The sequence below is a fragment of the Lacinutrix sp. WUR7 genome, from assembly GCF_016864015.1.
Lineage (GTDB): Bacteria > Bacteroidota > Bacteroidia > Flavobacteriales > Flavobacteriaceae > Oceanihabitans.
Genome location: NZ_CP045067.1, coordinates 3,397,508 through 3,412,840 on the forward strand (window position 1 = coordinate 3,397,508; position 15,333 = coordinate 3,412,840).

General features: G+C 31.7%; 13 protein-coding genes. 8 read left to right on the top strand and 5 right to left on the bottom strand.

Going from position 1 to position 15,333, the window contains the following annotated elements; translation table 11 throughout:
* The 8 genes from FG167_RS14820 to FG167_RS14855 all read left to right on the top strand — a co-directional run bounded on the left by FG167_RS14820 (nucleotide 1) and on the right by FG167_RS14855 (nucleotide 9,184).
* Nucleotides 1–915: a glutaminase gene (locus FG167_RS14820; RefSeq protein ID WP_203459000.1), complete on the top strand. Its 915-nt coding sequence runs from the start codon at nucleotides 1–3 to the stop codon at nucleotides 913–915.
* Between the two features lie 17 nt (nucleotides 916–932).
* Nucleotides 933–1,760 carry a sugar nucleotide-binding protein gene (locus tag FG167_RS14825; RefSeq protein WP_203459001.1) on the top strand — a complete coding sequence of 276 codons (828 nt, stop codon included), beginning with the start codon at nucleotides 933–935 and terminating at the stop codon, nucleotides 1,758–1,760.
* A gap of 22 nt (nucleotides 1,761–1,782) precedes the next feature.
* Entirely contained in the window at nucleotides 1,783–2,076 is a 294-nt protein-coding gene (locus FG167_RS14830; RefSeq protein ID WP_203461130.1) for a 4a-hydroxytetrahydrobiopterin dehydratase, read from the top strand.
* Between the two features lie 24 nt (nucleotides 2,077–2,100).
* Nucleotides 2,101–4,143, top strand: coding sequence for a carboxy terminal-processing peptidase (locus FG167_RS14835; RefSeq protein ID WP_203459002.1), 2,043 nt, complete (start codon nucleotides 2,101–2,103; stop codon nucleotides 4,141–4,143).
* A gap of 3 nt (nucleotides 4,144–4,146) precedes the next feature.
* Entirely contained in the window at nucleotides 4,147–5,184 is a 1,038-nt protein-coding gene (locus tag FG167_RS14840) for a hypothetical protein (protein ID WP_203459003.1), read from the top strand.
* Between the two features lie 75 nt (nucleotides 5,185–5,259).
* Nucleotides 5,260–5,982, top strand: coding sequence for a YebC/PmpR family DNA-binding transcriptional regulator (locus tag FG167_RS14845; RefSeq protein ID WP_203459004.1), 723 nt, complete (start codon nucleotides 5,260–5,262; stop codon nucleotides 5,980–5,982).
* 184 nt (nucleotides 5,983–6,166) lie between these two features.
* A complete protein-coding gene (locus tag FG167_RS14850) occupies nucleotides 6,167–7,645 on the top strand; it encodes a hypothetical protein (RefSeq protein WP_203459005.1) in 1,479 nt (492 codons plus the stop codon).
* Between the two features lie 45 nt (nucleotides 7,646–7,690).
* Nucleotides 7,691–9,184, top strand: coding sequence for a carboxypeptidase-like regulatory domain-containing protein (locus tag FG167_RS14855; RefSeq protein WP_203459006.1), 1,494 nt, complete (start codon nucleotides 7,691–7,693; stop codon nucleotides 9,182–9,184).
* 122 nt (nucleotides 9,185–9,306) lie between these two features.
* Here FG167_RS14855 and FG167_RS14860 read toward each other — a convergent pair whose 3' ends face one another.
* Genes FG167_RS14860 through FG167_RS14880 form a run of 5 tightly spaced genes read right to left on the bottom strand, consistent with a single transcriptional unit; the run spans nucleotide 9,307 to nucleotide 15,093 of the window.
* On the bottom strand, nucleotides 9,307–9,756 hold the full coding sequence (locus tag FG167_RS14860; RefSeq protein ID WP_203459007.1) for a hypothetical protein: 450 nt from the start codon (nucleotides 9,754–9,756) through the stop codon (nucleotides 9,307–9,309).
* On the bottom strand, nucleotides 9,747–10,895 hold the full coding sequence (locus tag FG167_RS14865) for a beta-ketoacyl-[acyl-carrier-protein] synthase family protein (RefSeq protein WP_203459008.1): 1,149 nt from the start codon (nucleotides 10,893–10,895) through the stop codon (nucleotides 9,747–9,749). The genes FG167_RS14860 and FG167_RS14865 overlap by 10 nt, the downstream gene beginning before the upstream one ends.
* Nucleotides 10,882–11,118 (bottom strand): acyl carrier protein, encoded by a 237-nt coding sequence (locus tag FG167_RS14870; protein ID WP_055445009.1) that lies wholly within the window; start codon nucleotides 11,116–11,118, stop codon nucleotides 10,882–10,884. The genes FG167_RS14865 and FG167_RS14870 overlap by 14 nt, the downstream gene beginning before the upstream one ends.
* Nucleotides 11,115–12,059, bottom strand: a complete 945-nt coding sequence (locus FG167_RS14875; RefSeq protein ID WP_203459009.1) for a C25 family cysteine peptidase — start codon at nucleotides 12,057–12,059, stop codon at nucleotides 11,115–11,117. The genes FG167_RS14870 and FG167_RS14875 overlap by 4 nt, the downstream gene beginning before the upstream one ends.
* A complete protein-coding gene (locus FG167_RS14880) occupies nucleotides 12,040–15,093 on the bottom strand; it encodes a hypothetical protein (RefSeq protein ID WP_203459010.1) in 3,054 nt (1,017 codons plus the stop codon). The genes FG167_RS14875 and FG167_RS14880 overlap by 20 nt, the downstream gene beginning before the upstream one ends.
* Between the last annotated feature and the right edge of the window lie 240 nt (nucleotides 15,094–15,333).

Below are 15,333 nucleotides of genomic sequence, written 5' to 3' on the forward strand. Positions count from 1 at the left end.
ATGATAGACTTTCAGCAAGTAATTAATACCATTCACAACGATTTAAAACAAGAAATTGATCGTGGATTGGTTGCTAATTATATTCCAGAATTATCACATATCGATGCCAATAATTTTGGGATCCACTTAAAACTACTTTCTGGAGAAAGTTTTTCGGTAGGCCAAGCGCAAGCGCCATTTTCTATTCAAAGTATTTCTAAAGTATTTGCGCTTGCTAAAGCGTTTCAATTGCAAGGAAATGATCTTTGGCAACGCATGGATGTGGAGCCTTCTGGCGATCCTTTTAATCAGTTGTCGCTACTAGAACTTGAAAATGGCATTCCTAGAAATCCGTTTATAAATTCTGGCGCTATTGTGATTGCAGATATATTGGTTTCGGGATTAGAAAATCCGAAAGAAGATTTTTTACATTTTGTTCGCGCTTTAGCAAACGACCAAACCATAAATTATAATGAAGCAGTTGCTGCATCTGAAAAAGCCACAGGTTATAATAATTATGCAGCAGCCAATCTTCTAAAATCCTTTGGTAATTTACAGAATGATGTCGCAGATGTTTTAGACTTCTACTTTTATCAATGTGCTTTAGAGATGACTTGTGAGCAATTAACAAATGCATTCTATTTATTTGCGAATCATGGTGTTTGTTTACAAAACAAAGAATGGTTAACGGCGAGCCAGATAAAACGTATTAATGCCATTATGCTTACATGTGGTTTTTATGATGAAGCTGGGGAGTTTGCATTTGAGGTAGGTTTACCAGGTAAAAGTGGTGTTGGTGGTGGTATTGTGGCGTTATTGCCTAATCAATTTGTAATCTCTACTTGGTCACCAGGACTCAACCCAAAAGGGAATTCTAAAATTGGAATGCAAGCTTTAGAGGCTTTTACGACCAAAACAAAACTTTCTATTTTTTAAAATAGCACCCCTAATTCATGCTGGATAAAAAAAAACATAAAATACTTGTTCTTGGTGTTAATGGCTTTATTGGTAATGCCATTTACAAAGAGCTATACCCCTATTTTAGAGTTTTTGGAACGTACAGCACACCAAATAAAGCTTCCGAAAAAAACAAACAATTTTTTCATTATAACCACGAAGAAGATGATGTGGTAGAAATACTAGAAGCTACAAAACCGAGTATCATTATTTCTTCGCTTCGCGGAAACTTTGCTACGCAAACTATAGCGCATCAGCATATCACAGAATACGTAAAACACCATAACTGTAAGATTATATTCATATCGTCTGCCAATGTATTTGATGCATATAAAAACTATCCAAGTTACGAGTTAGACAAAACTTTAAGTTCAAGTATTTATGGGCATTTTAAAATAAAGATTGAAAACATGCTCATGCGTTTACCTAAAAGTAAATGGGCAATTTTAAGATTACCAATGGTTTTTGGAACGGGTTCGCCAAGAATAGAAGAAATTAGAACCCAATTAAAAGAAAAAACGCCAATAGAGGTTTTTCCTAACTTGATAATTAATGTCACTACAGACTATAAACTATCGCAACAAATACATTATATTATAAACAGAAATAAAACAGGCATTTTTCATTTAGGAAGCACCGATTTAATACATCATGATGAGTTTATAAAAGAAATTGTAAGTTCTCTTGTATTATATAATCCGGTTTACAAACAAGTGTATACCACGAATGATGATCGCTATTTAGCTGTTTTACCAAAAGATAATTTATTACCAAAAAACCTACAAATACAAAGTAAAGATGTACTTAAAATGAGTATTTTGTAGGGTATAAAAAAACATAAAAATGATGGAAAAACTTTCCGAAGACAACATAGAACAACGCTTATTACATTTTCCGGATTGGGATTATTTTGACAATGCACTTCATGCCGAATTTGAATTCGACAATTTTAAAGATTGCTTTAGTGCGATGAGCAGAATTGCTTTTGAATGCGAAGCGCAAAACCATCATCCAAATTGGAGTAATATATATAACATTCTAAAAATCAGCTTATCTACTCATGATGTAAAAGGAGTAACCAAAAAAGATTTTAAACTCGCAGAAGCTATTGATACTATTGTAGTGCCGGAAGACGAATAATTTACTATCTTCCTTTTATTTTTTATGAATAAAACCCTACTCTATTTCTTTATACTTTGTATTCCAATACTTTCTACGGCACAAAACAACTTGTTTTGCAAACAGGTATCTGCTTTAGATTCTTTAATAAAAGCAGAACATTACAAAGCCAAAACTACTAATGATACCCTATCTAAACATGTTTTTAATCTATTTATAGATCATTTAGATTCTGATAAACGTTTTTTTATTAAAAATGATATTACCAATTTTAAGACAGATCAGTTTCAAATAGATGACTATGTTAAAAATAATAACTGCAGTTTTATAGAGAAATATGTAGAAGTTCTAACACAAAGAATTGAGCAATCTATTCAGTATTTAGAAAACTTAAAACAGCAAAAACTGGATTATTCGGGCAAAGATGTTTTAAAATTCTCCCAAGATAAAGATGCTAGCATCTATCAAAACAAAGAAGAATCCAAAAAATATTGGTCAAAAAAAGTCAGATACTTATTAGTTCTAGATGCTTTAGATCAAGATTCTATTTTAGAAAATGCAAAAGCAAATTTTAAAATTTTTGAAAGTAAGAACAAAGAAAAAATAATAGATAATCAAATCTGTTTGCTTCATGAAATTTTAAACCAAAACGGAGGCATTTATAGTTTTGTTACTGAAAACTTCTTGAATGCATATATTCAATATCAAGATCCAAATTCTACATTTTTTAATGAAACGGATAAAACGCTATTTGAAAATTCCTTAGCCATTCAACAAGAAACTTTTGGAATACTAACTAAAAAAACAAAAAACGGAGAAATTGTAATAAGTCAGATTATTCCAGGAAGTGCTGCTTTTAAAAATGGTTCTTTTGAAGAAGATGACGTCATTAAATCATTAACTTCAAAAAACAATAATTTACAAATTCATTGTATAAAAAACGAAGACGTTATTTCCTTTTTAAATAACAAAGAAAACCAAACGGTTCGATTTAAAGTTAAGAAAAAAAATGCATCTATAGTAGAGATTGATTTAACCAAAACCATTTTAAAAGTAGAAGAAAACTCTATTACAGGTTATCTTGTTGGAGAAGCAAATACATTTGGTTATATAAAAATACCAAGTTTTTATACCAATTTAGAATCGTACAACAAAAGAGGACTAACAGCAGATTTCGCGAAGGAATTATATAAACTTCAAAAAGAAAATATACAAGGACTTATCATCGATTTAAGGTTTAATGGCGGAGGCTCTATGCAAGAAGCTATTGCGCTTAGTGGTATGTTTATAAATAAAGGTCCCGTTTCTGTAATTAGAGATAATAAGGACAATCGTTATACCTTTAGAGACCCAAGTCGTGGCACTTTTTTTAATAAACCAATAGTAGTATTAATTAATAATTATAGTGCATCTGCTTCCGAGTTTTTTTCAAGTACAATGCAAGATTATAATAGAGCCATTCTTGTGGGTTCTACCACTCATGGTAAATCTAGTGCACAAGTAATTCTTCCGCTAAGCGAAAACCAAAACTTAGGTTATAGTAAAATTACTGTCGAATCCTTTTACAGAGTTACCGGAAAAAGTTTACAATCAAAAGGTGTAATTCCGGATATAGAATTACCTTCTATTTATGATGGATTTAAGTTTAATGAAATAGATAAACCTTACGCTTTAACCAATGACACAATTCAAGTAAAGCTAAAACATATTCCGCTTCCAAAAATAAATTTCACCAATCTAAAATCAAAAAGTAGTACTCGTGTACAAAGTAGTGCCGATTTTACATTAATAAAAAATGCGAATGAAAAGCTATTAGAAAATTATTATGGTTCCACATCTTATAGTTTAACAATAGATAACATTTATAACCATGAGCAAGCATATAAAACCATGTGGCAATCTGTTTTTAATACTAAAGAAAAGGAAGCAAAATTAGTAGTTTTTAATTCCAGTTCTACCACAGAATTATTAAGCTATAGCGAAACCGAAAAAACGAATAATGAACAGCTATTAGGCAATTTGTCAAAAGATATTTATATTCACGAAGCCTATTTAATATTAACAGATTTATTAAATCCTAACCATTAATATATGAACAACTTTACTAAATTTTTTATTGGAATTCTTTTATGTTTTACAACGCTAAATAGTACGGCTCAAAAATTTGATAACCCTTCGGATTACTTAACTTTTGTTGGCGATGAATTAGAAGTTATTGCCAAAAACAATTGGAAATACACCAAAGCTGTAGCACACAGTAAAAACGATAAAAACATTTCAAGCAAACGTAAAGTTTTAATTAAATCGGTAGAAAGAGCGTACCAAAAGATACAAAAAGCCGAAGGTTATGATGGCGACGAATATAAAAACCAAGTATTAAAGCATTTAACATTTAATAAGAATATATTAAATAATGATTATGCCGAAATTGTAGACATGAAAGCCATTGCAGAAGAATCTTATGATTTAATGGAAGCTTACATTCTAGCACAAGAAATGGCGGATGAGAAAATGGAACAAGCACAAGCAGAATATGAAAATAACTTTTATACTTTTGCTAAAAAACACGATATCAATATAATTGAAAGTGACTCTGATTTAAGTAAAAAAATGAAAATTTCTGGAGAAGTATTCAATCATTATAATGCGTTGTATCTTGTCTTTTTTAAAGTATATATTAATGAAATCTATTTAATGGACGCTCTAGAACAAAATGATATTAGTGCCATTCAGCAAAACACAAATGCACTAAGCCAATCTGCAAAAGAAGGATTAACCATTTTAGAAAGCGCTACTTTATATAAAAACGACCCTTCTATAGTAAAGGCTACCAAAGCAATATTTGAGTTTTTTATTGACGAAGCAGATAATAAAATACCGCAACAATTAGATTTTCTTGTGCTAAATGAAGATATGGAAACCATAAGTAATACCTTAGAAAAAACACCAGAGAAAAAACGCACTAAAAAGCAAATTGACGATTATAACGATAAGGTAAAACAAATCAACAAAGCAGTAAAAAACTATAATAAAGTAAATACAGAATTAAATAACAAACGTGAAAAAGTATTTAATGCCTTAGATTTAACTAAAGAGAAATTTTTAGACAAACACATTCCAAAGGATTAATGATTTTTTTTAAATTTGTAACAATAAATAAATAATTAAATTTTTCGCTTTCGCGGAAACAAAAATAAGATTAAGATGGGAAGAGCTTTCGAATTTAGAAAAGCACGTAAAATGAAACGTTGGTCGGCTATGAGTAAAGCCTTTACACGTATTGGTAAAGACATTGTAATGGCTGTTAAAGAAGGTGGTCCAGATCCAGCAAGTAACTCACGTTTAAGGGCCGTTATTCAAAATGCAAAGGCTGTAAACATGCCTAAAGACAATGTAGAACGTGCTATTAAAAAAGCAAGCGATAAAAGTCTAGGAGATTATAAAGAAGTAATTTTTGAAGGCTATGCACCGCACGGAATTGCGGTTTTAGTAGAAACTGCAACAGATAATAATACACGTACCGTTGCAGATGTAAGAAGCTATTTTAATAAATGTGATGGTAGTTTAGGTACTTCAGGTTCTGTAGTATTTATGTTTGATCATACTTGTAATTTTAGAATTGAAGCCGAAGGACTAGATCCGGAAGAATTAGAATTAGAATTTATTGACTTTGGTGCAGAAGAAGTTTTTGCTGATGATGATGGTATTTTAATCTATGCTCCCTTTGAAAGTTTTGGTGCTATACAAGCAGAACTAGAATCTCGTGGTATTGAAATTCTTTCTTCTGGCTTTGAACGTATTCCACAAGTAACTAAAAAACTTACTCCAGAAGAAGCTGCAGATGTAGAAAAACTTCTAGAGAAATTAGATGATAATGATGATGTACAAAACGTATATCATACCATGGAAGAATCTACAGAAGAATAAATGAATAAGAGGTCTTGACCTCTTAACTAGATTTAACAATCTACAATTTTATTATTCTATATTAGTTAGAACCTGAAACGATTTCAGGTAAGTAAAAAAAACTTTAAGAAAACCTAAACACCATTGTTTAGGTTTTTTTTTGTAACATTATATACTGTAATTCGTTATAATAAAAACCATATCTATGAAATTTAAATATCTACTCTCCTTTCTTTTCGTAATCCTATTTCAATTTTCAATACAAGCACAAACCGTTTCTGGTAAAGTTTTATCTTCTACAAATGAAGAAATCCCTTTTGCAACCATTCAAATAGGGTCTGATTATGGGGTTATCTCTAATGAAGAAGGAGGTTTTTCTATAGATACTGATGGTTTTTCAGCAACAGATATAGTTATAATTTCCTGCTTAGGTTTTGAAAATTTAACCATGGATGTAAAGAGTTTTAGTTCTAATGATTATATTTTAAAGGAAAGAATGGAAGAACTTTCCGAAGTTTTTATAAGCAATAAAAAACTTACTGTTGAAGAAATTTTACAAAACGTACAAACCAATATTGCTAGTAATTATAATGTCAACAACCAAAGTGAAATTTTCTTTAGAACGACAGCATTCATTACCTCTAAAAAAGTAGAATTTAAAATTTTAAAAGCAACCGAACTTCCAAAAAGTAAAATTAAAGCGATCAACTCCGAGTTTGAAAATTTACGTAAAGGATCAGAAAATAAAACATCTTCCAATTATAATGACTTGCTTTTAAACTATTCAAAATTTAACGATACTAGTAAAATCAATATTATAAAAGCAACCAAACTGATTAATGAGTCCAAAGATAAATCAGCAGATAAACTACAAAAAGATTTGGAAGCATTAATAATGAAACAATTAGATACTAATGCGACTTACAAAGTCAAATCTGGTATTTTTAAAGTAGATGACTCTCTAAAAGTAGTAAACAATTCCAATACCAAATCTACAGATTCTATTAAAACCCAATATATAAAACAATCCCTTTCTAATATTCTTAAAAAGAATACCATAGAAGAAGAAAATTCCTATTTTAGTTTTATATTTAATTTAAATAAAAACAATTATAAACTTGAAGGGATAACGTATTTAAATGAAAACTCTATCTATAAAATTAGCTTCACTCCTAAAAGGAAAAGCGAAATATTTAAAGGTATTATATATGTAAATACAGACGATTTTGCTATTGTGAAAATAGATTATGAATTAGGTGAAGGTAGGCTTGGATATAGTATTAACGTAAAAGCATTATTAGGTTTTAAAATGTCAGAAAATAAAATAAATGGTTCTGTTTTTTACAAAAAAGATGACTCTGGATTCTATAATATACAATATATAAAAAGCGAAAAAGAAATCTATATGTATATGTCGAGACCTTTTAAGCTTATAAAAAACAAAGAAAATGAGGACGATGATAAAAATGTATTGAAGTTTGATTTTACTACTGAAAATATTATTACCACAAAAAAAGAAATATACTTTACAAAAAACAGTTTAAATACGGAAACAACATTTAATCAGTTCGAAAATTCGGAAACCTATTTTATAGAAAAAATTAAAGCATATGATCCAGAAATATGGAAAAATCATAATGTAATTGCTCCTGTAAAAGCCATAGAAAATTATCATTTAGAATAGATTTCTCTTGTTATTTAGTAAATCGATTAAATATAAAGCATGTCCATGAAATTTAAAAATATCCTTTTCTTTCTTTTGCTAAGCATTTTTAGCTTTTTTAAAATAGAAGCACAAACCATTTCTGGAAAAGTAATATCTTCTTCCAATGAGGAAATTCCTTTTGCTACCATTCAAATAGGGAATGATTATGGTGTTATTTCTAATGAAGAAGGAAACTTTTCTATAGAAACGAAAGGTTTTATAGCAACAGACTCTGTTACCATTTCCTGTTTGGGTTTCGAAAAAAACGCCTTTATTCTAGAAGATTTCACATCTAAAGAGTATGTGCTAAACGAAAAATTGAATGAACTTTCAGAAGTATTTTTAAACCATACAGCGCTATCTGCAGACTCTATTATGTTTTATGTAAATGCGAACTTAAAAACGAATTATAAATTAGACCTCAATGATTTTAAAGTCTTTAGCAGAAAAACAGATTATATTGTTGGTGATTTAGCAGATTTCAAAATTAAAAAATCCACAGGCTTTAAACGAAAACAACTGAAAGCATTTAATGATGATTTTGATAAGCTAGAAACTTCTTTAGTAAATAATAAATCGAAACAATACACAGACTTTGTAGGTTCTTTAAAAGTTTTAGATAAAGATAATGCCAAACTAGAGGTAGAAAAAGCGATTAGCTTACGGGATGAAAAGAACAACCAATCTATGGAAAGTCTAGCAGAACGCGGACAAGATATAGTGATGAAACATCTAGATAAAGACAAGATGTATACCGTTAAATCTGGTTTTTTTAAAGTCACAGATTCTGCTACTGTAAATAAAGAAGAAATTAAGAAAAGACAAGACACAGTAAACACGCTTCGATATGCGAAAAACGAAACGTTTAACATGATAAAGAATAGTAGTTTTTCTAATCCAGATGCGAAACTAGATTTTGTTACTAACACTAGAAAATATAAATATTCCCTTAAAGATGTCACTTTTTTAGACAGTGAAATGGTGTATATTATAGCGTTTAAACCAAAAAGATCTTCTGCTTTATACACAGGAAGCCTATATGTTTCTAATGATACATTTGCTGTAATTAGAGCAGATTATGATTTTTATGAAAACCGAATTGGTGATAAATTAAATCTGAGACTTTTATTAGGAATAAAATACATTGAAAAAAACAAGAAAGGTATTGTTGTCTATAAAAAATGGGACGATAATTTCTACTATCCTAGTTATATAAACACACAAATAGATCGCTACTTCTATGTAAACAGACCTATTAAGTTTATTGAAAATGACAATTCTAGAAATAAAGTAGCTTTTAACTTTAAAATTGAAGGTACTTTTAAAGGTAAATCTGAATTGTTAATTATTTCTAGAAGTGATTTGCAAACTACTGATTTTACTAACTATACAGAAAAAACTAGAATAGATTATGAAAACCCTAAAGCCTACGATGCCACAATTTGGAGCGATTACAATGTTTTAGAACCTTTAAATGATATGAAAAACTTTAAGATAGAATCTGAAGAAGAAAACTAAAAAAAGCTACATCAACTGGAGTTAAAATAGCTTTTGTTAGTAGTATGCTAATGTTTCTTTTTAGGGACATATCGTTTACTTTATGTTTCACTAGTTTCCTACTAGTTTATTAATTTCAAATATTATGCCAAAATAATACACCATTGCACAAGCACAGTTAGTTGGTGGTTTTCTACTTTTAATTCCCAATGCACACAGATGGCATTTTTTAAAGAATACTTTAAAGCATCCGTTTTAAAATTTGAAACTAATTGTGCTTCATCTACTGTATTATCTACGATGGTATAATTGGGTCCTGTGATAGAAAACTTTCTTGCAATATATCCGGAAGTTGCATTGGCTAGGGTCCAAGGAAAAATTCCAGGATTTGCAAAACGCGGACTATGCTCTAAAGCGTTTTCCCAAAAAGCAATAGAAGAAAAAGTTCCTGCATTAGAAGATATCAAGTAAACCGCAGATTGATTTCCATAAAACTCAAAATCTTGTTCCGCAGAAATAACGTCGACAAAATGGGTTGCTAAATCTGCTTCCGTTTTCCCTGTAGCTTGGTATGTATTCCAGTTTAATTCCATGATGAAAATAAGGTTATAGAATTTAATCCTCCAAAAGCATAACCACAATTCAGTACTTTATCGACTTTGGTTAAAACAGGTTTCTTCGGAATACGAATATCAAATTCGGCATTGGTATAATTAAGCGTATGCGGAATGGTTTGATGCTGAATAGAAAGCACAGAAACGATAGCTTCAATTGCTGTGGAAGCACCTAATGTATGTCCGATTTTAGGTTTAATACTAGAAACATACGGTGAATGTGTATCAAACACTTTTGCTATTGCTTGAGCTTCCGATTGATCGGACAATTTGGTTCCAGTTCCATGTGCAGAAATCCAATCGATTTGCGAAGGTTTCAAATTATTTGTTTTTAAAAGTTGCTGAAAACAGTTGATAATTCCGGAAGAATCCGGTTTTGGAGCTGTTGGATGATAGGCATCACAAGACAAAGCACAATCGTCTAAAACAGCAAGGAAATTCGCATTTCTCTTGGTTGCATTTTCTACTTTTTCTAAAACTAAAAAACCAGCACCTTCGCCTAAAATCATTCCATCCCGATTCGCATCAAAAGGTTTACAAATCCCGGAAGGACTCATCGCTCTACTCCTACTAAAACCTGTCATTGCAATTTTAGAAAAAGGATCTACTCCACCAACAATAGCCATAGAAATTTCTCCTTTTTGTAAAGCATCCATTCCCGCTTTAAGCGCATAATTTCCAGCTGCACAAGCGGTTGCGAAACATTGAAATTTATCTATTGCAGGATACTTTTTCATCAAGCGTTTACAAATTCCGAAACCAGTATACGCTTCCGGAATTAGTGTTTGTTTATTTTCTGCTATAGCTTCAAAAGCAGCAGATTCTCCCATAGTAGTTCCTAGAAATAAACCCCATTTTTCTGTTTTTGAACAGTTCGCTTGTTTTATAGCTTGCTCTATTGCTGCAACAGAAAAATGAAATCCTCGCTGTAAAGGATCACATTCTATATTTTCTACGCGACTTGCATGGATATATTTAAAATCGGAATGTTTTAAATCTTCCCAGTTTTTAATACCAGAACTATCGTTTAATAGTGCATTCCAGAAATCCGTGATATTATTTGCTAACGAACAAACAACACCTAATCCAGTAACTGCTATTTCATTAGTGTTGTACATTATGAATGTATTCTGCCATTAGATTTACTGTCGCAATTTGTGACCAATCTGTATCTGGAATTTCTATTCTATACTCCTGTTCTATTCTGGCAACAAACTCTGCCATATCTAAAGAATCGACACCCAATTCTTCTTTAAAATTAGAGTCATTAGAATCGATTTCCAATTTAGGTTTCACATCTCTAAAATGCGTTAAAATGGTATTTATAATAATATTTTTCATGGATATGTTTTTATAGTATTAGCTAATAATGCGGTTTCTTTGGAAGAATAAATTGGTGCTAACGGATCTCCAATTAATCTATAGTGTGTATATGACGAAAGATTTTTTGGTGTTGCTTGAATAACTAATTCTGCAATAGTGCTTGCGCCTCCTAATAATGCTTTGGTAATACCAACAGACCACCTGGTATTGTCTGTATGTAAAGTACTGTCTACTGCACCAAATGTAACCGCCGTTTTTCCATCTAAAACCAATTGCTCACAAAAGGAGATTTCTGTATTTTTTCTACTCGCAGTTTTACAACATAAGGATAGCAAAGCTCCAACAGGTTTTGATTTTTTATTTTCAAAATGATGCGAACGCAAACCATAATAGCCCACCCAACCAATAGGTCTGCCATGTCCGAAATAGGTTGCTAATCCGATTCCGCTTTCCAAACCTGCAATCATACTTTCTCGAAATAGTAAATCACTACTCCATTTGTAGGACAACAAACTTGGTGTTTTCAAAATAGTGGCCATACGATCTACAATTCTGACAAACCTAGGATGCTTTTGTGAAAGTAAAGCGATAGCACATTGTTCTTGTTTTCTGCCATGCACTTCATCAATAGTTTTAGAAAAGGTAAAGAGATCTTCACTATTTCTAATGGGCAACCAAGCAATCGGTATTTTTTTATTTTCCATGGTTTTAATAAATGGAAACTTTAATGCGTTTTTTGGAAAGCATTTCGCATCACCAATTAATAATACGGCATCTTGATTTTTAACTTGACTTTGAATCTGATTATAACTTGGTCTTGCATCATAATCAATCACATGCACCTCTATATGATGCTTTATATATGTACTTTTAAGCAACATAAAATTTTCTTCCGATTTGGCATCGGAAGAAAATTGTGGTTTTACAATTAAAATGGTTTTATGCTGCTTTAGCTTCATCTACAAAAGGTTGAAATCTGTTAATATCTGTTCCTGTTTGTCCTAATAAACGTGCTCTAACAAAGTATTGCATTAAAATCTGACCTTGTTGCTCTTCGTTAAAATCATGAATAGATGTGGCATTGTCCAAAACCGTTTCTCCTCCAGCTCCAGTAAATATCCCTTGAGAAGCTCCAATCAACGTTGTAGATGGCGGTGTTCCAACTGGTGCAAAAAATGCATTTGGAATATTAATCCCTACATCCGCTGGACCTTCATTATAGCCATAATTATAACCTGCTCCCACCAATTGTGCCGCAACAGCATGTGCTAAATAAACTGGTCCGGTATTTTGATTTTGCCAAACATGCGTTAATTCATGCACTAGTGTCGCTCTACTAAAATCATCATCTACATCAAAATTGATTAAGTTTCCTGTTACAAAAGCACGAGAATCTGGATTTCTAGTGACAAAATCTTGAACACCAAAAACAATATCATTTAACGCTACTTCTTTTGCAATGAATGTATTATTCCAATCGATGCCATCTCCAAAAACAAAACGACCATCTGCTTCTTCTGCCGCCGTTAAACTTCTATAACTACCAAGCATTTCAAAAAGAATAGATATTGTAGTACCAAGCATTCCTGTACTCACTTCGAAGGCTGCCTCTAGCATATCATCAATAGACTCTCCTAATTCTCTAAGCGTTTCCGTTACTTCTTCTACAAATTCTTCACCGGTATCTAAAACGGACTGATAAATATCCTGAATAGAATTTCCTACATCTCTAGCTGCGGCAATAAAGAGATCGAGGGTTTGATCTGGGTGCAACATGACTTCGGTTAATAAAGTAGCTAAACCAACTCCTGCTGCTAAAGCACCAATAACTACTTCTCGCATGATTTCAAAAGTTTTATTGGCAACCCAAGCAATTAATCCTGCTATTGCACTTGCTGCTCTTAAAGCGCCTTCTACAAATTTTCGAATACCAGGAATAAAATCATTTTCTAGATAATTAAGTACATAACTAATAGAGTTACCTATTCGTTCTGTTGCTTCTCCTAAAAACTCTAAAGCGGCATCACCAACAGCAATTGCCCAATCGATAACTTCAGAAATTCGACTTCCTATATCTTCGACGAGTTCTAAAAGTTTATCAAAAATAGCATCTGCTTGTTCTAAAGCCCAATCCATAACTTCTGTAATGGATTCCTTTACAAAACGAATTGCTAAAATGGATTGTCTCCAAATTTCGGAAGCTAAATCTTCACCTCTAGCAATTAGCCATTCAAAAATATCTCCAACAGGACCTAAAGCTTGTAAGATGCCATTCACTATTTTTCGGAACACATAATAGGTTTCTTCAATTACGGACTCTAAAATATCTGCAATTGTAGCTCCTGCAGCAATCGCAGCTTCAATAAGCCTTGCTGCACTTCTGTATGTAAATGCAATCATGGCCTTCGTGAATTCGGCTATTTGTCGTCCAATTTCTAACATGGCTTGTATGGTTTCCTTTAATAAGTCCACCGTTAAATCAAACACATCCTTTAAAATGTTTACCATAGATTTACCAAGCTCAAAAGCAGCTTCTACAATTTTTTTAATTGCGACCACACTTTGAGTTGCTATGGTTTGAATTAATTCTACTAATGTTTTTCCGGCAGCAAGTAAGCCTTCTACAATTTTGGTAGCTAATTCTTTTGTGGTTGTAATTACAAAGTCTGTAAATTCTACTAATGCAGTTCCAATTTCTGAAGCAGCTCTTACTACTTCACTAACGAAGTCTGCTGCGGCATTTGCGGTTTCCTGAATAATTTCCGTTAAGGTATTTCCTAATTCGGTGAAAGCTCTAACCACTTCATTTACTAAATCTCTAGGACGCGTAACTAAGGTTACTAAGATAGAACCTATGGTTTCCCCTATTTCTAAGAGTACTCGAACGGTATTTCGAATTAGCGTAAGTCCAAATTGAAATGCTTGATTTAAAATATTACCAATTTCTTTACCAATACGAATTAAGGCTTCTACTCCAGCTTTAACAAATTCGTATGTTTTTGTTGCTAACCATTTTAGTAAATCTGCTAAAACTTCACCTAATTGATCGATAGCCTTAATTACAGATTCAATGATATCTTTAGCAAAAGCAAAAACATCTTCTAATATTTCAATAAATGTTTTTCCTATAAGTTGTATTGCTTCGACAAACTTTTTAACTACAGAAAAAGTGTACTCTGCGGCTGCTTTTAAGATTTTCCAAATTTCTTGACCTGCTATAATTAATGCTTTTGCAAGACTAGCAACTTCATCAACAACCCAATGAACCGCTTTTACAAAAGCTTCGGCTAAATCTTCAAAAAAACCGGTAAGTTCATCAACAATTGTTTGAATAGATTCCACGATAAAATCCCCAATGTCTTCAAAAAATTCTAAAACGGCATCATCCATTTCTCCATCGGAAAAAACAGGAGTGTGTCCTTCTACTTTTCGTATTTGCGCTCCCGCATCTCGAAGCCAAAATAAAACTTCATTAACACCATTTTCATCTTTATTGCCTTTATCATCAAATACAAAATCTTGCATTATTGTTCTACATTGTTGTCTTGGTAATTGGCTCATTGCATGCACTACACCTCTAGCTTGGTTTGCATTTCTATAGCCTTTAATAACAGCGCAACGTTCTTTTTTATCCATTTGTGCAACCCCTTGAAAGAATTCTCTATTTTCTTTAGGATCTTTAATGGTTTTGGCATAAGATTCGGATAGTTTAACCGCTTTGTTTTCACTTTCCTTAAATAATATTTGTACTGCAGGAGCAAGTTCTACTGCTTTGTATTTACATTTTTTTACAGCATCTGTTACCGATTTTTTACTTCTAAAAGAAGCAGATTCTAGTGCTGTTAAAATGGAATTTTTACCAGTTACGAACTTCGTTTTACTAAGGTTTTTTTTACGAGTTTCAACTTTTTCTAATGCAGCTTTAGTAACCTTTTTTGAAACTGTCTTTTTTTTCGGAGCAGATTTTCCCGATGTGGATTTTTTCTTTCCCATGGTTTATGGTTTTAAAAATTAATGCCACTAAAAGAATTAATAGTAATTGTCAGTACGTGTATTTTAGGAAATACAGTTAAAAAAGTTAGGAAGAAAGCACAAATGTAATAAAAATTAGGAATATTACAAATTTAATTAACTGATAATCAGTATATTAAATAATAGATTAATTTTAAAACACCTGTAATACAGTTATTTACATTATCTGTATTAACGTAAGAATTAAAGCGTAACAAACTA